The sequence below is a fragment of the Kutzneria chonburiensis genome, from assembly GCF_028622115.1.
In the GTDB taxonomy this organism is placed as follows: Bacteria; Actinomycetota; Actinomycetes; order Mycobacteriales; family Pseudonocardiaceae; genus Kutzneria; species Kutzneria chonburiensis.
In genome coordinates, this window is the sequence record NZ_CP097263.1 from 5,599,638 (window position 1) to 5,626,085 (window position 26,448).

The 26,448-nt window shown below is 71.8% G+C and carries 20 protein-coding genes and 2 pseudogenes; 4 read left to right on the plus strand and 18 right to left on the minus strand.

The annotated features are described in order from the left end of the window. Positions 1-18 precede the first annotated feature (18 nt). The 14 genes from M3Q35_RS25270 to mraZ all read right to left on the minus strand — a co-directional run bounded on the left by M3Q35_RS25270 (position 19) and on the right by mraZ (position 17,869). Entirely contained in the window at positions 19-786 is a 768-nt protein-coding gene (locus tag M3Q35_RS25270; protein WP_273934991.1) for a cell division protein FtsQ/DivIB, read from the minus strand. Positions 787-1,079: 293 nt separating this feature from the next. Beyond that, positions 1,080-2,438, minus strand: a complete 1,359-nt coding sequence (gene murC, locus M3Q35_RS25275; protein ID WP_273934992.1) for a UDP-N-acetylmuramate--L-alanine ligase — start codon at positions 2,436-2,438, stop codon at positions 1,080-1,082. Next, a complete protein-coding gene (gene murG / locus M3Q35_RS25280; protein WP_273944458.1) occupies positions 2,435-3,517 on the minus strand; it encodes an undecaprenyldiphospho-muramoylpentapeptide beta-N-acetylglucosaminyltransferase in 1,083 nt (360 codons plus the stop codon). The genes murC and murG overlap by 4 nt, the downstream gene beginning before the upstream one ends. A 14-nt stretch (positions 3,518-3,531) precedes the next feature. Then, complete coding sequence (locus M3Q35_RS25285) at positions 3,532-4,968, minus strand: FtsW/RodA/SpoVE family cell cycle protein (protein ID WP_273934993.1); 1,437 nt, start codon at positions 4,966-4,968, stop codon at positions 3,532-3,534. After that, positions 4,965-6,308, minus strand: a complete 1,344-nt coding sequence (gene murD, locus M3Q35_RS25290; RefSeq protein ID WP_273934994.1) for a UDP-N-acetylmuramoyl-L-alanine--D-glutamate ligase — start codon at positions 6,306-6,308, stop codon at positions 4,965-4,967. Before murD ends, M3Q35_RS25285 begins: the two co-directional genes overlap by 4 nt. Positions 6,309-6,312: 4 nt before the next feature. After that, positions 6,313-7,404, minus strand: a complete 1,092-nt coding sequence (mraY, locus tag M3Q35_RS25295; protein WP_273934995.1) for a phospho-N-acetylmuramoyl-pentapeptide-transferase — start codon at positions 7,402-7,404, stop codon at positions 6,313-6,315. After that, positions 7,401-8,852 carry a UDP-N-acetylmuramoyl-tripeptide--D-alanyl-D-alanine ligase gene (locus M3Q35_RS25300; RefSeq protein ID WP_273934996.1) on the minus strand — a complete coding sequence of 484 codons (1,452 nt, stop codon included), beginning with the start codon at positions 8,850-8,852 and terminating at the stop codon, positions 7,401-7,403. Before M3Q35_RS25300 ends, mraY begins: the two co-directional genes overlap by 4 nt. After that, entirely contained in the window at positions 8,849-10,369 is a 1,521-nt protein-coding gene (locus M3Q35_RS25305; protein ID WP_273934998.1) for a UDP-N-acetylmuramoyl-L-alanyl-D-glutamate--2,6-diaminopimelate ligase, read from the minus strand. Before M3Q35_RS25305 ends, M3Q35_RS25300 begins: the two co-directional genes overlap by 4 nt. A gap of 319 nt (positions 10,370-10,688) precedes the next feature. Beyond that, positions 10,689-12,059: an FAD-binding oxidoreductase gene (locus M3Q35_RS25310; RefSeq protein WP_273934999.1), complete on the minus strand. Its 1,371-nt coding sequence runs from the start codon at positions 12,057-12,059 to the stop codon at positions 10,689-10,691. Positions 12,060-12,175: 116 nt separating this feature from the next. Next, on the minus strand, positions 12,176-13,396 hold the full coding sequence (locus M3Q35_RS25315) for an MFS transporter (protein WP_273935000.1): 1,221 nt from the start codon (positions 13,394-13,396) through the stop codon (positions 12,176-12,178). Positions 13,397-13,706: 310 nt separating this feature from the next. Then, complete coding sequence (locus M3Q35_RS25320; protein ID WP_273944459.1) at positions 13,707-15,494, minus strand: peptidoglycan D,D-transpeptidase FtsI family protein; 1,788 nt, start codon at positions 15,492-15,494, stop codon at positions 13,707-13,709. Then, the gene (ftsL, locus tag M3Q35_RS25325) at positions 15,494-16,282 is read right to left on the minus strand and encodes a cell division protein FtsL (protein ID WP_273935001.1); all 789 of its coding nucleotides are present in this window, start codon (positions 16,280-16,282) and stop codon (positions 15,494-15,496) included. The genes M3Q35_RS25320 and ftsL overlap by 1 nt, the downstream gene beginning before the upstream one ends. Beyond that, complete coding sequence (gene rsmH / locus M3Q35_RS25330; protein WP_273944460.1) at positions 16,279-17,241, minus strand: 16S rRNA (cytosine(1402)-N(4))-methyltransferase RsmH; 963 nt, start codon at positions 17,239-17,241, stop codon at positions 16,279-16,281. The genes ftsL and rsmH overlap by 4 nt, the downstream gene beginning before the upstream one ends. A gap of 196 nt (positions 17,242-17,437) precedes the next feature. Continuing rightward, positions 17,438-17,869 carry a division/cell wall cluster transcriptional repressor MraZ gene (mraZ, locus tag M3Q35_RS25335; RefSeq protein WP_273935002.1) on the minus strand — a complete coding sequence of 144 codons (432 nt, stop codon included), beginning with the start codon at positions 17,867-17,869 and terminating at the stop codon, positions 17,438-17,440. 482 nt (positions 17,870-18,351) lie between these two features. Here mraZ and M3Q35_RS25340 point away from each other — a divergent pair. From M3Q35_RS25340 to M3Q35_RS25350, 3 genes and pseudogenes are all read left to right on the plus strand, one after another. Continuing rightward, a pseudogene (locus M3Q35_RS25340) lies at positions 18,352-19,424 on the plus strand (AAA family ATPase). Then, positions 19,421-20,668: pseudogene (locus tag M3Q35_RS25345) on the plus strand (DUF58 domain-containing protein); the annotation flags it as partial. The pseudogenes M3Q35_RS25340 and M3Q35_RS25345, both read left to right, overlap by 4 nt. A gap of 31 nt (positions 20,669-20,699) precedes the next feature. Beyond that, on the plus strand, positions 20,700-23,162 hold the full coding sequence (locus tag M3Q35_RS25350) for a transglutaminase TgpA family protein (RefSeq protein WP_273935003.1): 2,463 nt from the start codon (positions 20,700-20,702) through the stop codon (positions 23,160-23,162). On the opposite strand, the gene M3Q35_RS25355 is transcribed toward M3Q35_RS25350, so the two are convergent. The 4 genes from M3Q35_RS25355 to M3Q35_RS25370 form a co-directional block, all read right to left on the minus strand. After that, complete coding sequence (locus M3Q35_RS25355) at positions 23,159-24,058, minus strand: alpha/beta fold hydrolase (protein ID WP_273935004.1); 900 nt, start codon at positions 24,056-24,058, stop codon at positions 23,159-23,161. The genes M3Q35_RS25350 and M3Q35_RS25355 overlap by 4 nt on opposite strands. Before the next feature lie 259 nt (positions 24,059-24,317). Continuing rightward, a complete protein-coding gene (locus tag M3Q35_RS25360) occupies positions 24,318-24,704 on the minus strand; it encodes a DUF3040 domain-containing protein (protein WP_273935005.1) in 387 nt (128 codons plus the stop codon). 208 nt (positions 24,705-24,912) lie between these two features. Then, positions 24,913-25,101: a hypothetical protein gene (locus M3Q35_RS25365; RefSeq protein WP_273935006.1), complete on the minus strand. Its 189-nt coding sequence runs from the start codon at positions 25,099-25,101 to the stop codon at positions 24,913-24,915. An 11-nt stretch (positions 25,102-25,112) separates the two neighbouring features. Then, positions 25,113-25,250, minus strand: a complete 138-nt coding sequence (locus M3Q35_RS25370; protein ID WP_273935007.1) for a hypothetical protein — start codon at positions 25,248-25,250, stop codon at positions 25,113-25,115. Positions 25,251-25,481: 231 nt separating this feature from the next. Between M3Q35_RS25370 and M3Q35_RS25375 the strand changes: the two genes are divergently transcribed. Beyond that, complete coding sequence (locus M3Q35_RS25375) at positions 25,482-26,438, plus strand: helix-turn-helix domain-containing protein (protein ID WP_273935008.1); 957 nt, start codon at positions 25,482-25,484, stop codon at positions 26,436-26,438. Positions 26,439-26,448: the final 10 nt, after the last annotated feature.

The window sequence follows — 26,448 nt, forward strand, 5'->3', positions numbered from 1 at the left end:
GGGCGGGACTCGCCGGGGTCAGGGGTTGGAGATCGTCGCCAGCTGCGGGCTGGAGACGTCGTACACCTTGCCGGGCTGGGTCATCAGGGCGGTGAGGACGCCGGCCTTGCGGGTGGAGTCGGCGACGCCGCCCCACCGGACCTGTCGGCCGGCCGACAGCGACAGCACGACCGAGTTCGGCGACTTCGCCGACACCGACAGCACTTCGGCCCGGATCTTGTCCGGCACCGCCATCAGCACCTGGACGACGGCGACGGCGGTCGGGTCATCGGCGGCGGAGCTGGTCAGCTGGAGCTCGGGCAGGCCGGCCGGCGCCGAGGCGACCGTGGCGAAGTCCTTGGCCGTGTGGTCGACCAGATGCGCGCCGGTCGGGGTCTTGATCACGCCGACGGCCACCCGCTCGGCGACGTCGATGCGGACCGTGGCCGGCCAGGACCGGGAGACGTTGACCGAGGCGACCCGGTTGAGCGCCGCCACCCGGTCGCGGATGGCGGCCAGGTTGATCGTCAGCATCGGGTTGCCCGACGGCACCGCCGCCGCGTCGAGAACCTGGGGCTTGGTCAGGTCTTTGGTGCCGAGCACCTCGACCGAGCGGACGCCGAGCAGCGGCGTGAAGTAGACGCCGTAGAGCAGGCCGAGGGTGCCGATGACCAGGGTCAGGGCGATGACGCGGCGGCGGATGATGCGCCCCCGCTGCGCGCCACGGCGACGCAGCCGGCCGCGATCGGAGACCCGGCGGCCCCGGTCGGAGACGACGCGCTCGCCGCTGGTGCGACGACCACGCACGGACCGCTCCCCGCCACGGTCCGAGCGGTCGGCACGGTCACCACGATCGCCGCGGTCCGGGCGATCGCCGCCACGCCCGGGTCGGGCGGAGCCCGACCCGACCCGGCCCGACACGGCACGGTCGGAGCCCGGCCGCGCCGAACCCGCACGATCAGAGGCCGACCGATCCGAAGCGGAACGACCCGAGCCCGCGCGGTCCGAACGGGACTCGCCGGAGCCGGCGCGGTCCGAGCCGCGCGCCGAACTCGCCCCGTCGGAATCGGCGGGGCGGCGGCGGGCCGGGTCGTCCTCGGTCATAGCGCGGCGATGATCTCGGGACCGAGCATGGTCACGTCGCCGGCGCCCATGGTGAGCACCAGGTCGCCGGGCTTGACCAGACCGGCGACCAGGCCGGGCACCCGGTCGAAGGACGGCTCGTAGTGCACGGCCCCCTCGGGCAAGGTCACCGCGTCGGCGACGAGGGCCCCGGTGACGCCGGGCATGGGGTCCTCACGGGCCCCGTAGACGTCGAGCACGATGACCTCATCGGCCAAGGCCAGCGCCGCGCCGAACTGGGTCGAGAACTCCCGGGTCCGCGAGTACAGGTGCGGCTGGAAGATCACCAGCATCCGGCCGTCACCGGCGACGGGGCGGGCGGCCTTCAACGCGGCGGCGACCTCGGTGGGGTGATGGGCGTAGTCGTCGTACAGGCGAACGCCGCCGGCGACGCCCTTGAACTCGAACCGACGCCGCACACCGCCGAAGGCGGCCAGTCCGGCCAGCAAACCCTCAAGCGGGGCACCGAGTTCGAGGCCGGCCAACAGTGCCGCGACGGCGTTGGACGCCATGTGGGAACCGGGCACCGCGGTCCGCACCTCGACCTGCTGGCCGCCGATCTCCACCACGGCAAGGCCACCGGTGTCGACCGGCGTGTACGACAGGATCCGAGCGTCGGGGCCGTCGGCGCCGTAGCGCAGGACCCGCACGCCGAGCTTCTCCGCCCGGTCGGCCAGCGCGGCCGAACCGGCGTCGTCGGAGCAGGCGATCAACACGCCGTCGGGCTCGATGCGCTGCACGAAGGCGTCGAACACGCCGACGTACGCCTCGACGGTGCCGTGGTGGTCGAGGTGATCGGCCTCCACGTTGGTGACCACGGCGACCGACGGCTCGAAGACCAGGAAGGAGCCGTCGCTCTCGTCGGCCTCGGCCACGAAGATGTCGCCGGTGCCGTGGTGCGCGTTGGCCCCGGACTCGTTGAGATCGCCACCGATCGCGAACGACGGGTCGACGCCGCAGTGCTGCAACGCCACCGTGAGCATCGACGTCGTGGACGTCTTGCCGTGCGTGCCGGCGATGCAGGCAGCGCGGCGGCCGACCATCAACGACGCCAACGCCTGCGACCGGTGCAGCACGGTGATGCCACGCGCCTTGGCCTCGACCAACTCGGGGTTGTCAGGCTTGATGGCCGTGGAGATCACGAGCGTCTTGGCGTCACCGAGATGCGAAGCGGCGTGCCCGAGCTCGATACGCGCGCCTTGCGCCCGCAGGGCGAGCACGGTGCGCGAGTCCTTGGCGTCCGAACCGGACACCTCGACGCCACGGGCCAGCAGGATGCGGGCGATGCCGCTCATGCCGGCGCCACCGATGCCGACGAAGTGGATGGGCGGAATCACTTGTTCACCACCGAGAGAACCATCTGGGCCAACACGTCGGCCGCCACCCGGTGACCACCGGACCGGGCGGCGTTGCTCATCACGGCCAGTCGCGTGCGGTCGCCGACTAGCGGCAGCACCTCGTCCACGACCCGCTCGGGCGTGAGCTCCGCGTCAGGGATCAGCAGCCCGCCGCCGGCCTCGACGATGGGCTGCGCATTCAGCGCCTGCTCGCCGTTGCCGTGCGGCAGCGGCACGAACACCGCCGGCAGCCCGACCGCCGACACCTCGGCCACGGTCATCGCGCCGGAGCGGCACAGCATCAGGTCAGCGGCGGCGTAGGCCAGGTCCATCCGCTCCACGTACGGCACGGCCACATACGGCGGCGCGCCGGGAACGTCCTGCACCACAAGGGAGTTCTTGGGGCCGTGGGCGTGCAGCACGCCGACGCCGGCACGGGCGAACATGGCGGCGGCATTGGACACCGCGTCGTTCAGCGACCGCGCGCCCTGCGAGCCGCCGGACACGAACAGCACCGGGGCGGTCGGGTGCAGACCGAAGTACTGGCGGGCCTGGGCGCGCAGCGAGGCGCGGTCCATGGACGTGATGGAGTGCCGCAGCGGGATGCCGATCACCTGGGCGTCGGGCAGACCCGAGCCCGGCACGGCGGCGGCCACCTTCTCGGCGAACTTCGCGCCGACCTTGTTGGCCAGGCCGGCCCGCGCGTTGGCCTCGTGCACGACGATCGGCACCTTGCCGCGGGCGGCGAGGTAGGCCGGCAGCGACACGTAGCCGCCGAAGCCGACGACCACGTCCGCGCCGACCCGGTCCAGCACGGCCTTGGTCTGCTTGATCGACTCCCGCACCTTCAGCGGCAGCTTGAGCAGGTCGGGCGAGGGCTTACGGGGCATCGGCACCGGCGGGATCATCTCCAGCTGGTAGCCGCGGGCCGGCACGATCTTGCTCTCCAGGCCGCGCGCGGTGCCCAGCGCGACCACCCGGGCGTCGGGCCGGGCCCGCATCACGGCGTCGGCCAGGGCCAGCGCCGGCTCGATGTGGCCGGCGGTCCCGCCGCCCGCGACGACAACGCAGGGGCCCATCCGGTCTGGGGCGGTCAACGCCGTCCTCCTTCTGTCGAACGTCCGTGGCCGGAGCGCCAGGCGCTACGCCGCCGGTACTCGGTCGGCGGCGCAGAGCGGTGCACCCGTCGCCGCTCCTCGGGCGAGGGCGCGGCGGCCCGGCTGCCACCGGTGCGCGCCGCACCACGCGGCGGTGTCGATGGTCGCACCGGCTTGCGCCGGGCAGGCGGCCGGTACGGCTCGGGCGCCGGCAGACGCAGCAGACCGCCGACCCGGCCGGGGCCGAGCGAGCGCAGCGCCGCCACCGCGTCCGGCTCGTTGCGAGCGCAGTTGGCGAGAATCCCGAACGCCATCATGGTTATCACGATCGACGTGCCACCCGCAGAAATGAGCGGCAGTGTGATACCCGTGACGGGAAGCAACCCGATCACGTAGCCGACGTTGATGGCGGCCTGGCCGACCACCCACGCGGTCAGCGCGGAGGCCACCAGCCGGATCCACGGGTCGGTGTTGCGGGCGGCGATCCGCAGGCCGACCACGGCCAGCATGGCGAACAGCCCGAGCACCACGAGCGCGCCGATGAAGCCCAGCTCCTCGCCGATGAGGGCGAAGATGAAGTCGTTCTGGACGTTGGACAGGTAGTCGAACTTGGCCGCGCCCTGGCCGAGGCCGCGGCCGAACAGGCCGCCGTCGGCCAGCGCGTACAGCGCCTGCAGCGGCTGCTGGCCGGCGCCGAGCGGGTCCGAGCCGGGGTTGAGGAAGACGGACAGGCGGTCGTTGCGGTAGCCGCTGCCGATGGACGACACGATCACGGCGGCGGCGGCGCTGCCCAGCACCACGGCGAACATGCGCATCGGCGCGCCGACGTACCAGAGCAGGGCCAGTAGCACGATGCCCAGGCTCACCGTGCTGCCGAGGTCGGGCTGCAACATGATCAGCGCGAACAGCACCATGGACACCGGCACCAGCGGCACCAGCAGGTGCCGGTACTGGCTCAGCAGCGCCCGCTTGGTCACGAGCACGTGCGCACCCCACAGCGCCAGCGCCACCTTGGCCAGCTCGACCGGCTGGAAGGACAGCGAGCCGAGCGTGAACCAGGAGTGCTCACGGCCGTTGGCGCCCGAGCCCAGCGGGGTCAGCACGAGGGCCAGCAGGCCGGCGGCGATCAGCAGCAGGGTGGGGCTGAACTGGCGCAGCCAGCGCAGCGGGACGCGCAGCCCGAGGTAGAAGCCGATCAGACCGAGGCCGTCCAGCAGCAGCGGCTTGCCGAAGCTGGACAGCGTGGTCTTCTGCGCGTCCTGCACCGCCGACGCGGACAGCACCATCACGAGGCCGATCACGGCGAGCAGGCCGAACACGGCCAGCAGCAGGTGGAACGAGGCCAGCGGCCGGCTCAGCCACGCGGTCAGGCCCTGCCGCAGCGCGCCGACCCGGCCGCGCTTGGCCCTGGTCTTGGCCGTCGTGGTCGTCATGTCGACAGCCCGAGGCGGGTCAGCACCGCCTCGGCGAACGCTCGCCCCCGATGGCCGTAGTCGGTGAACATGTCCATGGATGCCGCCGCCGGCGCCAGCAGCACGACATCGCCTGGACGCGCCAGGGCGCCCGCCAGCTCAACCACCCTCGTCATGGCGTCATCGTCTCCCGGGGCCACCTGGCGCACCGGGACATCCGGCGCGTGTCGCGCCAGCGCGGCCGCGATCACGTCCCGGTCCTGCCCGATCAGCACCACGCCGGCCAGCCGGGGCGCGGCCTCGGCCACCAGGTCGTCCACGGAGGCGCCCTTGAGCAGGCCGCCGGCGATCCACACCACGCGGTCGTGGGCGCGGATGGACGCCGCCGCCGCGTGCGGGTTGGTCGCCTTGGAGTCGTTCACGTAGGTGATGCCGTCGTGCGCGGCCACCACGGCCGCGCGGTGCGCCGCGGGTTGGTAGGCCTTGAGGCCGTCGGCCACCGCCTGCGCCGGCACGCCGTAGGCCCGGGCCACGGCCGCCGCCACCAGGGCGTCGGTCAGACCGGGCGGGCCGCCGGGGGTGACGTCGGCGGCGTCGACGAGCGCCTCGTCGCCGAAGGCGCGGTCGACCAGCTTGCCGTTCTCCAGGCCGAGCTGGTCCTCGATCGGCTCGTCCAGGGTGACGCCGACCTTGCGCGGGGCCGGGGCGTTGATCAGCAGCTTGGCCACGTACGGGTCGTCGACGCCGCCGATGGCCACCGCACCGGTGAACACCCGGGCCTTGGCCTGGGCGTATGCCTCCAGCGAGCCGTGCCAGTCCAGGTGGTCCTCGGCGATGTTGAGCAGCGCCCCCGCGTCCGGACGCACCGACGGCGCCCAGTGCAGCTGGAAGCTGGACAGCTCCACCGCAAGCACCCGCGGCTCGCGCTCCAACGCCTCCAGCACCGGCAGGCCGATGTTGCCGCAGGCCACGGCGTCCAGGCCGGCGGCGAGCAGGATCGACTCCAGCATGCCGACGGTGGTGGTCTTGCCGTTGGTGCCGGTCACGACCAGCCAGGCCGGCGGCGTGTCCATCCGCTGGCAGAGCCGCCAGGCCAGCTCCACGTCGCCGATGACCTCGATGCCGGCCTCGGCCGCCGCGACCAGCAGCGGCGCGGTCGGCTTCCAGCCCGGCGCGGTGACCACGAGGTCGGTGCCGGCCGGCGGCTCGGTCAGGCCGACGATGAGTTCAACACCATCCTGGGCCAGCTTGGCCAGCCGTTCGGCGTTGCCGTCGGTGACCGTGACCCGCGCGCCGTCCCGCAGCAGCGCGCGGACCACCGAGGGGCCGGTGACGCCGGCCCCCGCGACCAGAACCCGCATGCCGTCAGCCACTCAGGCTCAGCCAGTCGCTGTAGAACAGGCCGAGGCCGAACATGCAGCAGATCCCGGCGAGCAGCCAGAACCGGATGATCACCGTGGTTTCGGCCCACCCGGCGAGTTCGAAGTGGTGGTGGAACGGGGCCATCCGGAACAGGCGTCGCCGGGTCGTGCGGAAGACCGCGATCTGGCTCGAGACCGAGACCACCTCGACCACGAACAGGCCGCCGATGATGATCATCAGCAGCTCGGTGCGGGTGACCATGGACAGGCCGGCGACCAGGCCGCCGAGGGCCAGCGAGCCGGTGTCGCCCATGAAGATCTTGGCCGGGGCGGCGTTCCACCACAGGAAGCCGATGCAGCCGGCCATCGCCGACGCGGCGACCAGGGCCACGTCCAGCGGGTCGCGCACGATGTAGCAGCCGAGGGTGGACACCGTGCCGCAGTTGTAGCGGAACTGCCAGAACGAGATGATCACGTACGAGCCCAGCACCATGGCCGAGGAGCCGGCGGCCAGGCCGTCCGCGCCGTCGGTCAGGTTGACCGCGTTGGACCAGGCGCTGACCACGCCGTAGCAGAAGACGATGAAGCCGATGGTGCCGAACGAGATCACCGAGATGTCCCGCACGAAGGACAGGTTCACCGAGGCCGGCGAGATGCCGTCGCGGTTGGCGAACTGGATGGCCAGCAGCGCGAAGGTGATGGTGGCGACGAACTGGCCGACCAGCTTGGCCGTGGCGTTGAGGCCGAGGTTGCGCTGCTTGCGGATCTTGATGAAGTCGTCCAGGAAGCCGACCAGGCCCAGCGCCGAGGTCAGGAACAGGATGAGCAGGCCGGTGATGCTGATCGGCACGTCGGCCTGGGTCGGGCCCTTGGCCATGTAGCTGTACAGGTGGGAGACCAGGTAGCCGGCCCACATCGCCACCAGGATGGCGACACCGCCCATGGTGGGCGTGCCGCGCTTCTTCTTGTGGCTGTCCGGGCCCTCCTCACGGATCTCCTGGCCGAAGCCCTGCCGGGAGAACACCCGGATCAGGTACGGCGTGAGCAGGATGGACACGACCAGCGCGACGGCGGCCGCGACCAGGATGTTCTTCATGTGTTGAGCAGCTCCTCGGCGACCCGCCACAGGGCCTCGGACTTGGACGCCTTGACCAGCACGACGTCACCGGGTTGCAGTTCGTCACGCAGCAGGGCAACGGCCGCGGCGACGTCCGGCACCAGCACGGACTCCTCGCCCCACGAGCCTTCCAGATGGGCGCCCTGGTGCATCGGCCGGGCCGCGTCGCCGACCACGACCAGCCGGCTGATGTCCAGCCGCACGGCCAGCCGCCCGATCTCGTCGTGCGCGCTGACGTGGGAGTCGCCGAGCTCGCCCATCATGCCCAGCACCGCCCAGGAGCGCCGCGGCTGCGCGCCGGCCCTGGCCATCGAGGCCAGGCTCTTCAGCGCCGCGCGCACCGATTCGGGGTTCGCGTTGTAGGCGTCGTTGACGACCGTCACGCCGTCCGCACGGGTTCGCACGTCCATGCGACGCTCGGAGACCCGCTGCGCGTTGCCCAGCCACTGCGCGATCTGCTCGACGGTCGCGCCCAGCTCCAGCGCCACCGCGACGGCCGACAGGGCGTTGCCGACCTGGTGGGCCCCGTGCACGCCCAGCGTCACATCGGCCTCGCCCTGCGGCGTGACCAGGTGGAACGTCGCCCGGGCCTGCTCGTCGAGGACGATGTCGGTGGCCCGGATCTCGGCCTTCTCGTCCTCGCCGACGAAGACGACCCGGGCCTTCGTCCGGCTGGCCATGGCGGCGACCAGCGGATCGTCGGCGTTGAGCACGGCCAAGCCGTCCTCGGGCAGGGCCTCGACCAGCTCGCCCTTGGTCTGGGCGATGCCCTCGCGGGAGCCGAACTCGCCGAGGTGAGCGCTCCCGACGTTGAGCACGACGCCGATGCGGGGCGGCGCCACCTCGCACAGGTGCGCGATGTGGCCCGGGCCGCGGGCGGACAGCTCCAGCACCAGGTGCCGGGTGTCGCGGTCCGCACGCAGCACCGTCCACGGGTGGCCGAGCTCGTTGTTGAACGAGCCGGGCGGCGCGACGGTGGCGCCCAGCGGGGCCAGCACCTGGGCGATCAGGTCCTTGGTCGAGGTCTTGCCGGACGAGCCGGTGACGCCGACGACCGTGAGCTCGGGCAGCCGGTCCACCACGTGGCGGGCCAGCTTGGCCAGGCCGGCCAGCACGGCCGCGCCGCTGCCGTCCTTGTCGCCGGTCAGCGCGACCGAGCGGGAGTGCGCGTCGGTCACCGGCGGCACGATCACCGCCGGGGCGTCGACCTCGCGGGCCGCGAGCACCGCGGCCGCGCCCTGGTCGACGGCCTTGGCCGCGAAGTCGTGGCCGTCGACGCGCTCGCCCGGCAGCGCCACGAACAGCGAGCCGTTTTCGATCTTGCGGGTGTCGAACTCGACGGAACCGGTGACCAGTTCGTCGCCGGTGGCGTTGTGCAGGCGGCCGCCGACCGCGTCGGCGATCTCGCGCAGGGTCAGTTCGATCACCGGGCGGCCTCGATCGCCGCGGTCAGCTCGTCCCGATCGGAGAACGGGTGGATCACTCCTGCGACCTCCTGGCCGGTCTCATGTCCCTTGCCGGCGACGACAACCACGTCGCCGGTGCGGGCGTGGCCCACGGCGTACCGGATGGCCTCCCGGCGGTCGGCGATCTCCACCACCGTGTCGCGTCGGTCGGCCGGCACGCCCGCGAGCATCTGCGCCCTGATGTCAGACGCGTTCTCGCTGCGGGGGTTGTCGTCTGTGACGATCGTCAGGTCGGCGCGGACCGCCGCCGCCTCGCCCATCAGCGGGCGCTTGGCCGCGTCGCGGTCGCCGCCACAGCCCAGCACCACGATGACGCGGCCGTCGGCGCGGGCCCGTACCGCGTCCAGCGCCAGCGCCACCGCGGCCGGCTTGTGCGAGTAGTCCACGACCGCGGTGAAGTCCTGGCCGAGGTCGACCCGTTCCATCCGGCCCGGCACCTGCACCTTGGCCAGGCCGGCCACGACGGCCTTCTCGTCGACGCCGACGGTGTCCAGCACCGCGATCGCCGTCAGCGCGTTGGCCACGTTGTACGAGCCGGCCAGCAGGATCTCCACCGGCAGCTTGCGGCCGTGGCCGTGCGCGTAGAACGTCTGCGAGCCGGACTTGGACACCACGATGTCGGTGGCCGTCCAGGTCGCCTCGTGGGCCGTGGAGACGGTGATCGTCGTCGGCTTGACCAGCCGGTCGCCCCATGGCGTGTCCGTGCAGACCACCTCGACGTCGGCGCGGCCGTCGAACAGCTGCGCCTTCGTGCGGAAGTAGTCCTCCATGTCCGGGTGGAAGTCCAGGTGGTCCTGCGAGAGGTTGGTGAAGGCGCCGGCCGCGTAGTGCGTGCCGCCCACACGGCCCAGGGCCAGGGCGTGGCTGGAGACCTCCATCGGCACGTGCGTGACGCCCTGCTCCAGCATCACCGCGAACAGCGCCTGGAGGTCCGGGGCCTCCGGCGTGGTCAGCGCACTCTCGATCCGCTCACCGGCGATACGCATCTCCACGCCGCCGACCAGGCCCGTCGTCAGTCCCGCCGCCGCCAGGCCCGCTTCCAGCATGTACGTCGTGGTCGTCTTGCCCGACGTCCCCGTCACGCCCAGCACCTTCAGCCGTTGCGAGGGGTTGCCGTACACCTGCGCCGCCGCCGCACCGAGCACCCCGCGGGGGTCGTCGTGCACCAGCACCGGGACGCCTTTCAGCGACTCCCGCTCCGCACCCGCCGGGTCCGTCATCACCGCCACCGCGCCCGCTTCCAGCGCTTGGTGCGCGAAGTCCGCCCCGTGCGCCCTCGCCCCCGGCAGCGCCGCGAACAGGTCGCCTCTCCGCACGTGTTGGGCGCGCAGCGTCACTCCCGTGACGGGGCTCGCGGCGTCGGCGTGCACCAGCCGCGCGCCGATCTCCTCGGCCAGCCGCGCGGGCGCGGTCGGCTCGATCTTGGACGGGCGGGGCGGGGCGGTCGCGACCTTGCCCGGTGGTGAGTTGGCAGGCACGCGCCGAAGGCTACTGTGCTTATGCCGCGCGTTCCGCGCGGGGGCTCGGCCCCTTTAAGCCCCTGCCTCGCCCTTGCTGGATTTTTCGAGGGCCGCATCCGGTTTATTGGTGGGGCGCGTCGGTAGCGGCCCTCGAAAAATCCAGCAACCGTGCGAAGCAGGGGCGGGCCGAGCCGGACACGGGGTAGCGGCGAGCCGATGTGGACAGCGGGCTCGCGGGTACTTGTCTTGGGGGCAAAGGTTTGCTCGGTGGTGAAATGGATCACGACTTGCCGGGTGCACATCGCATTCGGCACGGAACAAGTGTTCGCGGCGTGAGTCAGCCGACCGCGGGTTTGATGTTGCCGTTGTGGCGGAAGACGTTGTCGGGGTCGTAGGCGGCCTTGATGCGGGCCAGGGTGGCGTACTTGGCCGGGCCGTAGGAGACCTTGACGCGGTCGGCCTCGTAGTCGGCCATGAAGTTCACGTAGCTGCCGGTGTTGTTGGCGAAGGGCACCAGCTGCTCCCAGACGGACTGGACCCACGCCCGGTCGGGGGCCAGGAGCTCGGGCACGGGACAGATGGCGGTGAGGCCGACGGCGAAGACGCGGCGGCGGGGACCGCCGAAAGCGGTGGAGTGCTCGGAAACGTCGGCGTAGGCGCCGTCCAACAGCACGGTGGGGGTGGCGGTCATGGGAGAAGCCTTGCCGGGCAAGGTCTTCACCAACACGTCGATGATCTCGTCGCTGAGGTCGTCGGCGTAGACGGCCTTCTCGTAGGCGAAGTTGCCACGGAAGCCGATGCCGTCCTGCATGTGCTGCAAAGCGGTGTACGGCAGGGGAGTCACCATGTCGAACAGGGGCGGCAAGGCGTCGCGGACGCGCTTGGCCAAGGCGGCGAAGGCCTCGGTGCCGTCGAAGCCGGCCAGGATGAGGCCGTAGCCGAGCTTGCCGTGGTGCTCCTCGGGCACGAACGGAGCCGGCGGGGCGGTCATGCCGACGATCATGAGACCGGTGTCGCCGAGGGTGGGCGTCAGCTCGCGGACCAGGCGCAGCGCCTCGACGCCGCGGTCGAGCTCCCAGAAGAAGAAGCCGGCGTCCACCAGCGGGCCGACGGGGTGCAGCCGGTACTCGAACTCGGTGACGACACCGAAGTTCCCGCCGCCGCCCCGCAGCGCCCAGAACAGGTCAGGGTGCGAGTCGGCCGATGCCCGGACGACCCGGCCGTCGGCCAGCACGACCTCGGCGGAGATGAGATTGTCGATGGCCAGGCCGTGCCTGGCGGTCAGCCAGCCGAAACCGCCGCCGAGGGTGAGCCCGCCGATGCCGGTGTCGGCGTACGTCCCGGCCGGCACGGCGAGGCCGTGGGCCTGGGTGGCGGCGTCGAGGTCCATGTTGAGCGCCCCGCCGCCGGCCCGCGCGGTCCGGGTCTCGGGATCGACGTGCACGGTCCGCAGACCGCTCAGATCGATCATCACCGCCCCGTCGGCGACGGCCGCGCCGCCCAGGTTGTGCCCGCCGCCACGGACCGTGACGTCAAGGCCGTTGGACCGGGCGTACGCAAGGCAGGCCGCCACATCGGCGGGCCCGGTGACCTTGGCGATGACCGCGGGCTTGCGGTCGATCTCCCCGTTCCACACCCGGCGTGCGTCGTCGTAGCCCGGGTCGCCGGGGACCAGCTGCGGGCACGGTGCGTCGATGATCGGCGGCATGCGACCCATCATCGCGGTGAACCGTCACCGCCGCGTCACGCGTAGCAACGGGAGACGATTTCCCAGCGGCAGAAGGGAATTCCATCGTGTCGGACGATGCCAACAACTGGTGAGGACTATCGCGGGCGACGGCGAGCCTGGTACCAGGTCAGGCTCGCCGCCGCCGCGACCAGTGTGCCGGTGATGCCGGCACCGGACAACACCGCCGGCGCGCCGAAGGTCTCCGCGCACACGCCCGCGAGCAGTAGGCCGGTGCCCTGAGCCGTGCGCAGCGCCGTCACCGCGAGCCCGAACGCCTGGCCACGGCCGTGATCGGGCACCGACTGCACGAACGCCGACCGGGCCACCATGTGATACGCGGAGCCGATGCCGGACACGACAAGAAGGGCAACCATCACCGGCACGGACGGCCGGAAAGCGCTGAGCACCAACGGAAGGCACGCCGCGACGGCCAGCGGGCCGAGCAGTTGCAGGCGTCGGCCGGGCAGCAGCCGGCTGATCGCCCACATCCCCACGATCGTGCCGGCCGGGCCGGCCGCCAGCAGCAGGCCGACCGCGCCCTCCGAGCCCATGACGTCCATCGCGTACGGGACGGCCAGCGCCTCGATCGTCACGTAGAAACCGGCGACGCAGGCCAGCATCACCAGGGCCCGCAGCTTGGGCGTCGTCCACACCGTCACCGCGCCGGACACCAGCGAGGGCCACCACGGCTGCACCGGGTCGCGCACCGTCGGGAACGCCGGCACCGGGCGGTCGTGCACGCCGAGCCGCACGATCACCGCCGACACCAGGAACGTCGCCGCGTCGATCTGGAGGCCGCGGTCCGGCCCCATGCCCACGATCACCAGGCCGCCGACCACGAAGCCCAGCACCTGGGCCAGTTGGTCGACCATGTCCGCCGCGCCCGTGCCCAGCACGTAGCGGTCGCCGGTGAGGATCGACGCGAGCGTCGCCGCCCTCGCCGCGCTGAACGGCGCCCCCAGCGCGTGCACCCCCACCAGCAGCGCGCAGACCAGCGGGAACGGCACTCCCGGCAGCGCCATCAGGGCCACCAGGACCGCGCGGGCCAGGTCCGTCGCCACCATCACCGTGCGGCGGGGGTAGCGGTCCGCGATGCCCGCCAGCAGCGGCCCCGCGAACAGGTCCGGCAGGTACGTCAGCGCGTAGGCCAGCGCGGTCAGGCCCGGCGATCCCGTGCGGTTGAACACCAGCACCGACAGCGCCACCCGGGCGAACTGGTCCCCGATCACCGACAGCAGCTGAGCCGCGAACACGGCACGGAACTCGCGCACCACGAACACGTCCGAGTAGCGCGCCGCTTGCTGCTCGCAGACCATCCGCACCTCCCCGAGTCCGGCATTCCCTTCTACCTGACGCCGCGTCAATGAGCCGACGCCTGTCACCCGAAGAGCCGAGCCCCGAATCCAACGCACTACGCCGAACGTCGCAGCTGACACGTCCGATCCCCCACCCGGCTACCGCCTTCACACAGGCAAACGCCACATGCGCTCCTCACTTGCCTCCAGGCGTCACATGAGGAGCGCATGTGACAAAACGGCGGGTGCGGGGGTGGGCGGGGTGCCACATGCGCTTCCTATGTGGCACCAGGGCGCAGGTGGGAAGCCCATGTGGCAAAAAGCGGGAGCCCTACGGCAGCTGAAGCTGGACGACCGGGGACGGAGTGGCCGACATCGGGATCTGGAAGTGCTGGACCAGGTACGTCCCGATCTGGTGGAACAGCGGCGCGGCCGAGGAGCCGACGGTCGGGATCGTGTAGTTGGGCCGGTCCATCATGATGCCGACGACCAGGCGGGGGTTGTCGGCCGGCAGGATGCCGGCGAAGGTGATCCAGTACTTGCTGCTGCCGTACCGGCCGCCGAGGGCGGGGTCGGGCTGCTGGGCGGTGCCGGTCTTGCCGGACAGCTGGTAGCCGGCGATCGCGGCCGGGTAGCCGGTGCCGTTCTGCTGGTTGTCCTTGGGGTCGCGCTGCATGACGGCCCGCATCATGTCCCGCACGGTCTTCGCGGTCTGCGGGCTGACCACGGGCACGGGATCGGGCTTGGGGGTGGCCACCACGGTGCCGTCGGGCTTGGTGACGGACTTGATGATCCGCGGCGGCACGCGCAGGCCGTCGTTGGCGATGGCCTGGTACATGCCGGCCATCTGCAACAGGGTCATGGACAGGCCCTGGCCGATGGGCAGGTTGGCGAAGGTGGAGCCGGACCACGTGCTGCGCGGCGGCACCGAGCCGGCGCTCTCGCCGGGCAGCCCGATGCCGGTCTTCTGCCCGAGCCCGAACTTGGTCAGCAGGTCGACGTAGCGGTCCTCGCCGATCTTCTTGGCCACCTCGAGGGTGCCGATGTTGGAGGACTTGCCGATCACGCCGGCGAAGGTCATCTGCACGTCGCCGTGGTTCCACGCGTCGGTGACGGTCCGGTCGGCCATCTTGAACGACGACGCCACGTCGACGACGGAGTCGGGCTGCTCGATGCCGTACTCGATGGCCCCGGCGGCGGTCACGACCTTGTTCACCGAACCGGGCTCGTACGGCGTGGAGACGGCGGCGTTGCCCAGCTGCTCCAGCTTGTAGTCGCCGTAGTTGTTGGGGTTGAAGCCGTCGGTGACGGCCAGCGCGTAGACCTCGCCGGTCTTGGCGTCCATCACGACCATGCTGCCGTCGGCGGCCCCGCTGGTCGTCTTGTAGGCGTCCAGCATCTTCTGCGCCTGGTACTGCACGTCGGCGTCGATGGTGAGCTGCACGTTGGAGCCGGGCACGGCCGGCTTGTCGTCCCGGATGGTGCCGGGCAGCTGGACGTCGCTGTTGTTGGCGGTGTCGACGGTGCTGGTGCCGTTGGTGCCCTTGAGGGTGTCGTCGAGCGAGTTCTCCAGCCCGATCAGGCCCTGCGGGGTCTTGGCGTCCTCACGCCAGTTGGCATAGCCGACGACGTTGGACGCGACGGTGCCGTCCGGGTAGACCCGCTGCTGCCGCGCGGAACCGGTGACCGCCGCGTACCTGCCGGTGATCGCCTTGGCCTTCACCGGGTCGGCGTCGCGGACCAGCAGCTGGTAGGTGGTGCTGGTGTCGCGGATCTTGGCCAGCATGTCCGCCGTCTTGGCCTGGTCGCCGAGCTGGGCGTGGATGAACTCGGCCAGCCGCTGGCAGTAGTCGTCGTAGCTGGTGCCGAGCTTGAGGTTCTTGTACACGTCCGGGTTCTTGGCCCAGTCGTTCTTGACCCACTGCGGGTTGATCGACAGCGACCGGGTCTCCACGCTGAACGCCAGCTGGGTGCCGTTGCGGTCGACGATCTGACCGCGCAGCGCCTGCAGCACGACCCGGGTGGCCCGCTGCTGCTCGGCCAGCGCCGACAGCTCGCTGGCCTGCACGCCCTGCACCTGCACCAGCCGCACGGCCGCGACGACCAGCACGGCGACCATCAGGATCCGGCTGAGCACGATCCGCTTGGGGTGGTTGCCGACGCCGGCCGCGGCGGCGCGCTGCGGCTTGCGCGCGGACGACGGCCGCGGCGCGGGCCCGCCACGGGCGACGGGGCGCGGCCGGGTGGCCGGGCGTCCGCCGGCGGTGCGGTTGGCGGGCATCTAGTGGCCTCCCCTGAGGCTGGCGGCTGACTGGTTCCCGAGGTCGACTGCCCCGAAGGCGGCGCCGCCGAGGTGGACGACGACGAAGGCGGCGGCGTGGTGGTCGTGGTGGCGGCGACGGCGCTGCCGGTGACGTTCACGGAGCCGTCCTGGTTGACCTTGATCCGGGCCGGGTCCGGGGCCGGCACCATGCCGAGCCTGCGGGCCTCGTCGTAGAGCACCTCGGGCGACTCGCCCTTGGCCACGTCCGCCTTGAGCTGCTCGACCCGGCTGGTCAGGTCGGTGGTCTTCTTCTTGGCGTCCTCGAGCCGGTACGAGTCGGAGACCGCGGAGATGGACAGGAACAGCGTGGCCATCACGCCCGCGGCCAGCAGCGCCATCACCAGCAGCACGAACGGCGTGCGCGAGGCCGACTTCAGGCCGACCGGCAGCCGGAAGCGCTTCTTGCGGTTGGCCTTGCGGGCGTAGGCCCGCTGCGCGGCGGTGGTCCGGCCGCGGGTGGCCCGGGTGCCGGGCTGCTCCTGCTCACGCTCGATCTTGCGCTCGCTGCTGCGGCGGGCGGTGCGGGTACGGGGCGCCTGGTTGCCGGTCTTCGGCGCGCCCACCTCCTGTGGGGGTGCGCTCATGACGCCCTCCGGATCCGTTCCGCGGCACGCAGCCGCACGGACGCCGACCGTGGGTTGTCGGCGATCTCCTGCTCGCCGGCCAGCTCCGCGCCGCGGGTGACCAGCTTCAGCTCCGGGCTGTGCCCGGGCAGCTCGACCGGCAGGTCCAGCGGGGTGGTGGACACCGACAGCTCGGCCAGCGCCCGCTTGACCAGCCGGTCCTCCAGCGAGTGGTACGACTCGACGACGATGCGGCCGCCGACGGCCAGCGCCGACAGCGCGGCCGGGATGGCCCGTCGCAGCACCTCCAGCTCGCCGTTGACCTCGATGCGCAGCGCCTGGAAGGTGCGCTTGGCCGGGTGCCCGCCGGTGCGCTTGCTGGCCGCCGGCATCACGTCGTGCAGCAGCTGCACCAGCCGCGGGCTGGTGGTGAACGGCTCCTTGGCCCGCTCGGCGATGATCGCCTTGGCGATCTTGCCGGCGAACTTCTCCTCGCCGTACTCGCGCAGGATCCGGGCCAGGTCAGGGAAGGCGTAGCTGTTGAGGATGTCGGCCGCGGTCTGACCCGTGGTCGGGTCCATCCGCATGTCCAGCGGCGCGTCCTGGGAGTAGGCGAAACCGCGCTCGGCCACGTCCAGCTGGAGTGAGGAGACGCCGAGGTCGAACAGCACGCCGTCGAGCTCGGGAATGTCCTGCTGAACCAAGACCGTCGGCAACTCGTCGTACACGGCATGCACGTAACGCACCCGGTCGCCGAACTCGGCCAGGCGCCGCCCGGCCAGCGACAGGGCCTCCGGGTCGCGGTCCAGCCCGATCACCGTGAGTTGCGGGTAGGCGGACAGCAGCGCGTGCGAGTGGCCGCCGAGTCCGAGCGTGCAGTCCACCATCACGGCGGGCTTGCCGGACAACGCGGGGGCGAACAGCTCCACGATGCGGTCGAGCAGGACGGGCACGTGCTTGGCCCTCGGCTGGTCGGACATGTCGGTCACGGCCAACCCCTTTCCCGCGTGGTTGCCGCTCACTCCCCTTTCCTCGGTCGGTGGGCAGGTCCTGCCGGTGTCGGATGCAGTCAGGTCCCCGCCCGCCCGTCGAACCTGGCGCCGGGGAAGGTGCGCCAGGGCCGATAGCCGAGCGGACCGAGGCCAAACGGCACCCGGGTCGGTCATGACCCATAACTCAGAACAGTCCGGGGAGAACCTCCTCCCGGGCCTGCGCGTAGTCGTCCTCGTGCTCGTCCAGGTAGCGCTGCCAGGCCTGCGCGTCCCAGATCTCCAGGCGGGTGATCGCGCCGATCACCACGCAGTCCTTGTTCAGCCCGGCGTAGCGGCGCAGTTCGGGAACGATGCTGACGCGCCCCTGGCCGTCCGGCCGCTGCTCGTCGGTGCCCGCGAACAGGTAGCGCTGGTATGCCCGGACCGCCTCATTGGTCAGGGGAGCCTCCGCCACCTTGCGGGCCATCTGCTCGAACTCCGCGCGTGGGAACACGTAGAGGCAGTGGTCCTGGCCCTTGGTGACCATGAGACCCCCTGCGAGCGCGTCCCGAAACTTCGCCGGCAGCGTCAGCCGACCCTTGTCGTCCAGCTTGGGGGTGTGCGTGCCGAGGAACACCGGACGCCCACCTCCAACCCGAACCAAGACCCCGGGCAGGGACCGGACCGGCGATGGGGCCCCCGTTCGCCCCACCGGCCGCCACACTACCCCACTTTCCGCCACAGTCAACGGCGACAGGCCCGGCCGGAGTCGAATTTCTGGGCGGTTTCCGCAGGTAGACGCGGTGGGGGTGGGAGTGGGGCGGGATCGGGGTCACTCCACCCGGCGACACCTCGGTGATCGTCCAGGGAGCCCCCGGAGGCCCCTTCTGACGGTCGGGTGGGGGTGAGTGGGTGGCCGGGTGGGGGCCGGTGGGGAACGCGGGGATAGTGGTGGCGGGAGGCCGCGGGTGGGAGGGAACAAGGGTTGGTTCGCCGCTTCGTCGAACGCTGCCTCGGCCGATTACGTGGATTACTTGGGGCGCTTCGCTCCGATTTGACACACTGCTGGGAACGCTGACGCCACGCGAGCACCCTCGCGGTGGCCTTTGGAGGGCGAAGTTGACGTCGAGTACCCCGCCTACCACCCAGGCCGGTGTGCCTGAGCCGCAGCCGTCGCCGCTCGGCCGGCTGCACGACATCGCGCTGCGGATCGCGGCCAACGTCGAGCACGTGCTGGTGGGCAAGCCCGAGGTGGTGCGGATCGCGCTGGTCACCCTGCTGGCCGAGGGGCACCTGCTGGTCGAGGACGTGCCCGGCGTTGGCAAGACGTCGCTGGCCAAGGCGCTGGCCCGGTCCATCGACTGCACGGTCAGCCGGGTGCAGTTCACCCCGGACCTGCTGCCCAGCGACATCACCGGCGTCTCCATCTTCAACCGCAACACCAGCGACTTCGAGTTCCGGCCGGGCCCGGTGTTCGCCAACATCGTGGTCGGCGACGAGATCAACCGGGCCTCCCCGAAGACCCAGTCGGCGCTGCTGGAGTGCATGGAGGAGCACCAGGTCACCATCGACGGGCAGACCTATCCGCTGGACTCCCCGTTCATGGTCATCGCCACCCAGAACCCGATCGAGATGGAGGGCACCTACGCCCTGCCGGAGGCGCAGCGGGACCGCTTCACCTGCCGCGTCTCGATCGGCTACCCCGACCCGCAGGCCGAACTGGCCATGGTCGACGAGCACGCCGGCCGCGACCCGCTGGAAGACCTCCAGCCGGTGTCCGACGCCGAGCAGATCAAGCAGCTGGTGGCCATGGTCCGCAGCGTCCACCTGTCGCCGGAGATCAAGCGGTACGCGGTCGAGCTGGTGTCGGCCACGCGGCGGCTGCCGGAGCTGCGGCTGGGCGCCTCGCCGCGCTCGACCCTGCACCTGGTGCGAGCCGCGCGGGCGCAGGCGGCGCTGGCCGGCCGTGAGTTCGTGGTGCCGGACGACGTGCACGCGGTCGCGGTGCCGGTGCTCGCCCACCGCCTCGTGCTGACGGCCGAGGCGCTGGCCGCGCGGCGCTCCCCGCCGACCTGATCCGCAGCGTGTTGCAGCGCGTGGTGATCCCGCACGGCGGCGCCAACGGCCAGCAGGCCTCACAACCGCTGGCCGCGCCCAACGGCCGCTGGTTCGGTACGCGGCAAGGGCGTTGATGAAGGTGCTCGCCGGACTGACGACCCGCGGACGCTGCCTGATGGCGGCGGGACTGGCGGCGGGCGTCTGCTCCCTGGTGCTCAACGAACGCGACCTGCTGCGTATCGCGGTGTTCGTGGTGGCGCTGCCCGTGCTGGCGGCCGTGCTCACCGCGCGGTCCCGGGTCGGTCTGTCGGCCACGCGCACCGTGCTGCCCGACCGCGTGCCCGTCGGCTCCACGGCCGAGGTGCGCATCGACATCCGCAGCGACGGCCGGCTACCTACGGGCGGCCTGCTGCTGGAGGACGGCGTCCCGTACGCGCTGGGCGCGCGGCCTCGCTTCGTGCTGGAGCGCCTGCCGCGGCACCACCAGGTGCCGCTGCGCTACCAGCTGCGGCCGGTGCTGCGCGGCATCCAGCACGTCGGCCCGCTGCTGGGCCGTATCACCGACCCGTTCGGCATGGCCGAGTTCGACCGTGAGCTGGCCGGCAGCACCCGCCTGGTCGTGGTGCCGCGCGTGCACCAGCTGCTGGGTCTGCCCGGCGGCGCCGGCATGGGCGCGGGCGAGGAAGGCGCGGTCCGGCTGCGCTCGGGTCAGGGCGAGGACGACGCCGTGGTGCGGCAGTACCGCCACGGCGACGACCTGCGCAAGGTGCACTGGCGCTCCTCGGCCCGCCGCGACGAGCTGATGGTGCGCCTGGAGGAGAAGCCGTGGCGCGGCGGCACGACCGTGCTGCTCGACCACCGCTCGGCCGCGCACCGCGGCACCGGCCCGACCAGCAGCCTGGAGTGGGCCATCTCGCTGACCGCCAGCATCTGCCTGCACCTGCACCGCCAGGGGCACCAGGTGCGGCTGGTCACCGAGGACGGCAAGGTGCTGGCCGGCGGCATCGCCGACGCCGGCCACAGCGACGTGGTCGTGCTGGACGCGCTGGCCGCGCTGCACTCGTCGCACCAGCGGGACATCGTGTGCGGCGGCGACCCCGGCAACGGCCAGGAGCTGATCGCCGTGCTCGGCGCGGCCAACCCGGTCGCCGCCACCGAACTCATGCGGCTGCGGCCGCGCGTCACGCGCAGCCTCGCCGTGCTGTTGGACGTGACGGCGTGGGCGCCGGGCGCGGACAGCGCCGTGGCCACCGAGCTGGCTGAGGCGGCACGGCTGCTGCGCGGCTCCGGGTGGGGCGTGGTGATCGCGAGGCCGGACATGCCGGTGGGCGTGGTGTGGTCGGAGCTGTGCCGCGCGGGGACCCGCGGCGGCTCGCTCACGTACACCGAAGGGGTATCGCCTGATGGCGATGACGGACGTGCAACCGCCGCGGCACACGAACCGGCCGACGCCGCCCCCGCCGCCGGCCGACCCGGTCTGGACGCTGCCGACCACGCCGATCGCCGCCGGCTTCGCCGTGCTGGCCGCGGCGACCGCGCTGTCCGGGGTCGTGCAGGGCACGCTGTGGCTGTTCTACCTGCTGATCGCCATCGGCCTGATCATCGGCACCGGCATGCTGCTGCGCTCATTGCGGCTGGCCCCGCCGCTGGTGGCCATCGGCGAGCTGTTCGCGCTGCTGTGCCTGTTGACGATGTCGTTCAGCACCAACGGGATCCTGCTCATCCTGCCCGGGCCGTCGGCCCTGCGGGACCTGGCCGACGTGCTGGGGCAGTCGGTGGCCGCGGTGCAGACCGAAGTGCCGCCGGTACCGGCCGACTCGCCGATCCTGTGCCTGGTCGTGATCGCGATCGGCCTGGTCACGGTGGTCGTGGACATGCTCACCGTCGAGGCCAAGGCGCCGGCCGCGTCCGGGCTGGTGCTGCTGTGCGTGTACGCGGTGCCGGCGTCGCTGGCCGACGAGATGCTGCCGTGGTGGAGCTTCGTGATCGGCGCGGCCGCCTTCGCCACGCTGCTCGCCGTGGACGGCCGGGCCAAGCACAAGGCGTGGCGGGGCCGTCGGACCGGGCTGCCCGGCTACAACCAGGGTGCGCCCAACCACGAGGCCAGCAGCGTGGTCATCGTGTCCATCGTGCTGGCGTTGATCGTCGGCTCCACCTTCACCGTGATCGGCACGGTCGGGCGGCTGCCCGGGGCCGGTGGCGGCGGCATCGCCGGCGGGCCGTTCGGCCTCAAGCCGTACACCAAGCTCGAGGGTCTGCTCACCGGCCAGGTCAACGTGGAGTTCTTCCGCGTCACCGGGCTGAAGTCGGAGGAGTACCTGCGGCTGGTGACGCTGGACAAGTTCGTGGACAGCGAGGGCTGGGAGGTCGGCACCCCGATCGCCGGCGGCGACCAGCTCGGCCAGCACGTGATGGACACCAAGCCGATCGGCGACGGCAAGACCACCACCATCACCATCCAGCCCAACCAGTTCGAGGAGCAGTGGGCCCCGGTCTTCGGCCAGCCGGTGTCGATCAGCGGGCTGGGCTCGGACTGGCGCTGGGACCCGACGGCCGGCACGGTGTGGGCGCCGGGCACGCAGCAGTACGGCAGCTACGTCGAGCACGCCCAGCTGGCCACGCCGACGGCGGACCAGCTGCGGGCCGAAGGCGTGCTGGACGAGAGCCGCGTCGACGCGCGGTACCGGCAGCCGGCCGTGGTCGACAACAAGGTCAAGGCCCTGATCAACCAGATCACCGGCGACCAGACCTCGACGTTCGACAAGGTGCGGGCGCTGACCCGGTACCTCAACAGCGGCGAGAACGGCTTCAAGTACAGCCTCGACGCGACCGCGCAGGACCCGAAGGCACCCAAGCTGGACGACTTCCTGTTCAACACCAAGCGCGGGTTCTGCGAGCAGTACGCCTCGGCGCTGGCCGCGATGACCCGCTCGATGGGCATCCCGACCCGGGTGGCGATCGGCTTCACGCCAGGCGTGCCGTACAACGGCGACCCCAACGTGCGGACGATCACCGGCGGCGACGCGCACGCCTGGGTGGAGATCAACTTCCCGGACTACGGCTGGACCCGGTTCGACCCGACGCCGGCCGAGCCGCGGGTGGTGCCGCCGCCGTACATGAACGACAACTCCACGGCCGGCAGCGACGCCACCCAGCCGAGCAACACCGGCTCGTCCGGGCCGACCAGCACGGCCGCGGCCAAGCCGACCGTGCCGACCGACACCGCCCCGACCAACACCCAGACCGACACGGGCACGTCGTTCCTCAACCCGACCGCGCCGCCGCTGTGGTTCTTCGTGGTCCTGCTGCTGCTGGCGATCGCGCTGGGCGTGCTGCTCAGCCTGGCGCGGCGCAAGCTGTTCGCGCTGCCGCCCTGGATACCGCCGAAGGTGTTGGGCGCGATGGGCGTCGGCGCCTGTGCCCTGGTCGTGCTGGTGGCGACGTCGTACATCTCCTGGTGGCTCACCGGGTTCGTGCTGCTGCTGATGGTCTGCGCCGCGCCGGCGGCGATCCGGGCGTGGCGGCGGCGACGGCGGCTGCACCAGATCGCCGCGCTCGGGGCCGACGCCGCCGGCGCCGCGTGGGCCGAGGTCATCGCCGAGTCGGTGGACCGCGGCACCGTCGTGCCGCCGACCGAGACCGTCCGGGCGGCCGGGCGGCGGCTGGCCCGTGAGCACGAGCTCGACGAGCCCGGCCGGGAGGCGCTGCGTCAGGTCATCACGGCCGTCGAGGGCTCGTGGTACGGCGGCCGGGAGACCGCCGACCCGAAGCTCGTGACGGCCGTGGACGAGCTGCGGGCCAGCATGCACCGGACCGCGCCGCTCGCCTTCGCGGCTCGCCTGCTGCCCCGGTCGGTGGTCAACCGGCGCTAGCTCTGTTCGGCTCGGTGGATGTGGTCGGAGATGCGGGTGGCCAGCTCCGACCACAGCTGCCGGGGCACGCTGTGCCCCATGCCGTCGATGATCACCAGCTCCGCGCCGGGGATGGCCTCGGCCGTGGCCCGGCCGCCGCTGACGTCGCACATGCGGTCGGCGGTGCCGTGGATGACCAGGGTCGGCGTCTTCAGCTCGTGCAGACGGGGCGTGAGGTCGCCGCCCATCACGGCGGCGACGCCCTGGCGCATCATCGCCTGTGGGTCGTAGCCGCGGTCGAAGTACAGCCCGGCCCGGTCGGCGACGTCCTGTTCGTCCTGTGGGAAGGCCGCCGAGCCGAAGACCGGCAGGGCGCGCAGGTACCAGTCGACGTAGCTCTGGCGGGTGCCGTCCGGCTGCGGCCGCATCTCGGCGAAGATCCTCATGTCGGCCTGGCCGACCGCGCGGTTGCCGGTGGTCGACATCAGCGTGGTCAGCGAGCGGACCCGTGCCGGGTGCTCCACGGCCGTGAGCTGGGAGAGGAAGCCGCCCATCGAGGCCCCGACGAGGTGCGCGCTGTCGATGTCCAAGGCGTCGAGCAGGCCCAGCATGTCGCCGACCATGTCCTGGGCCGAGTAGGCGGCAGTGGAGAAGTCGCCGTCCAGCGCCGCCATCGGGTCGGCCGGCGGGGCGTCGTGGAAGTGGGTCGAGCGGCCGGCGTCCCGGTTGTCGAACCTGATCACGTGCAGGCCGCGGTCGGTCAGCTCCCGGCAGAAGCCCTCGTGCCAGCCGATCATCTGGGCGTTGGCCCCCATGGTCAGCAGCACCGGCGGATCGGCCGGGTCGCCGAAGCGCTCGTAGCAGAGCTGGATGTGGTCGGGACCGATGTCCTGGGCGAGCTGCTCCCCGGCTGTCATGGCAGCAGGCTAGACCCCCGCGAGTCCCGCTCAGCGTCACACCGAAATACGGTTTGGGGCGCACCCCCGCGAGTCCCGCTCTCGGGCGCCTTGGCGAGTTCCGCCCTCGGGCCACTGCCAGCGTGGTTGCGTAAGTGGGTGGGCCCGAGGGCGGGACTCGCCAGCCCGAGAGCGGGACTCGCGTTGGCGGGAAACGCTAAGGGCCACCTCGCCGGAGGTGGCCCTTGAAGCGGGTGGAGGTCGAAGGGATGTGTCGGGGTCACTCCTCTTCGAAGCGCTTACGGAAACGATCTTCCATGCGCTGCGCGAAGCCGGAGCGGTGCGGGGTGCCGCCGGACTGGCCGGACCCCTCGGCGGAGGCGCCGCCCTTGGTCAGTGTTGTCAGGGTCAGCAGAGCACCGACGAACATGACCAGGAAGCCCAGCACGCTGACAATCGGGATGCTGGCGAGCTTGAGCGGCACGATCACACCGAATACGAGCAAAGCCACACCAACAAGGAAGGCGATAATGCCGTACAGCCTGCGCCGTCGGGACGGCCGGCGGAGACGAGCACCACGCACAGTGGAGGCGAACTTCGGGTCCTCAGCGTAGAGCGCACGCTCGATCTGGTCGAGCAGTCGCTGCTCGTGCTCGGAGAGTGGCATGACTCCTCCTCCGGCACAGTGGGGTCGCGGGCGCCAGTGTCACGGTTGCCGCCGCACCTGGCGGACACCCACTTTGGGGCGTCACCAACCAGGATACGATCCGCGAGGCTTGTCCACTAGCCGGTCGGGCCGCCGGAAGCGGTGGCGTCACGCACGATCATCCACTAGGGGTAGCGGTCGGTCACGCGTCCCCACCCCGGACGGCCGGTCAGCGGCCACGCAGCCACCGCGGCGCGACCAGCAGGACACCCGCTCCGACCAGCGCCAACACCGTCAGCAGCGCGATCACACCGGGGCCGGGCGGGGCCGGGTCGCCGGCCGGGCCTGGATTGTCGCGGTCGGCGTAGGTCTCGTGCCGACCGGTGGCCCCCGGTGGCGATCCGGGCAGCGTGAGCACGTATCTCTGTGTCACCGACTGCGGAAGTGCGCCGCCACCCTTCCCCCTTCGAGGGATTGTTGGTACGGCCGGGTGGCATGGTCGGGCGGCGCTCCCGCCGGCGCGGCGGCCAGCGCCGCCGCGATCGCGACGGCCATCAGTGCGGGCACTGGTCTCGACCTCCTGGCCGGGAGAAGGAGTTCGATGGCTCGCCGGTCGCGGGGTGCAGGGCACCGCGACCAGCGGCCGGTGATGACTGTGCGTGACGCCACAGGTGCGAACAAGAGTGTCCGGTGACCGGGCGGAGCGTTCCCGGCCGATCAGGGCCTTCCGTCGTGCAGCGTGGCCACCTACCGTGAACATTCACACGCCGTTCACACCCTGCGAACGCCCCAGGACGGATGAGCACCGAGCCCACACCCCCAGCTGAACTCGACGCCACCCTCGTCGAGGCCCTCCGCTACGGCCCGTTTCCCCGGGCCTTGCGCACCGCCATCGCGCACCGGGGGCTGTCCCTGGCCCGACTCGGCGCGCACCTGGACCGGATGGGCGTGCACGTCGGTCAGTCCACCCTGAGCTATTGGCAGCGGGGGCTGCGCCATCCCGAGGTGCCGCGGGCGCTGTCCGCCCTACGCGCGTTGGAACGGGTCCTCTCCCTGCCGCCCGACTCGCTCGTCGTGCTCGTAGGGCCGCGTACCCGGCCCGCGCCCGACCGTCAGCCCGTCGGCTCCTTCGTCCAGTTCGGCTCGTTCTGGTCCGGTTCGGCCGCGCTGCTGAGCGAGTTGGACGTGCCGGACGAGGCCACCCGGTGCAACGGGGAGCTGGGCGTGCTGTCGGTGCACGACATGATCAACATCGACCAGCACCGGGCGCAGCGGTCGTCGACCACGCGGATGGTCGTGCAGGCCAACACCGCCGGGCCGGACCGCTACATCGCCATGTACCACGCCGATGACGACAGCTCGGTGGAGACGTGCGAGGTCCGCACGTCCGAAGGCTGCCGCACCGGCCGCGTCCGGCGGCACCGGGAGTCGGCGATCATGGTCGCCGAGCTGCTGTTCGACCGCCGGCTCACCGAGGGCGAGCGGCACGTGTTCTGCTTCAGCCTGCACGAGGACTCGACCCGCCCCTCGCCCGGCAGCAACCGCACGTTCCGGGAGCCCTCCGGCGAGTACCTGTTGCAGATCGCCTTCCACCGCAAGGCCATGCCGGCCCGGTGCACCAGCTACTTCCGGCTGCGCGACGACGCCGAGCCGACCCACTCCGAGGACCTGGTCTGCGGCATCGGCGGCGTGGCCAGCGCCTACTTCTCCCGGGTCGGGCGGGGACTGGCCGGCATCGGCATCGACTGGGACTAGGGACCTTCGA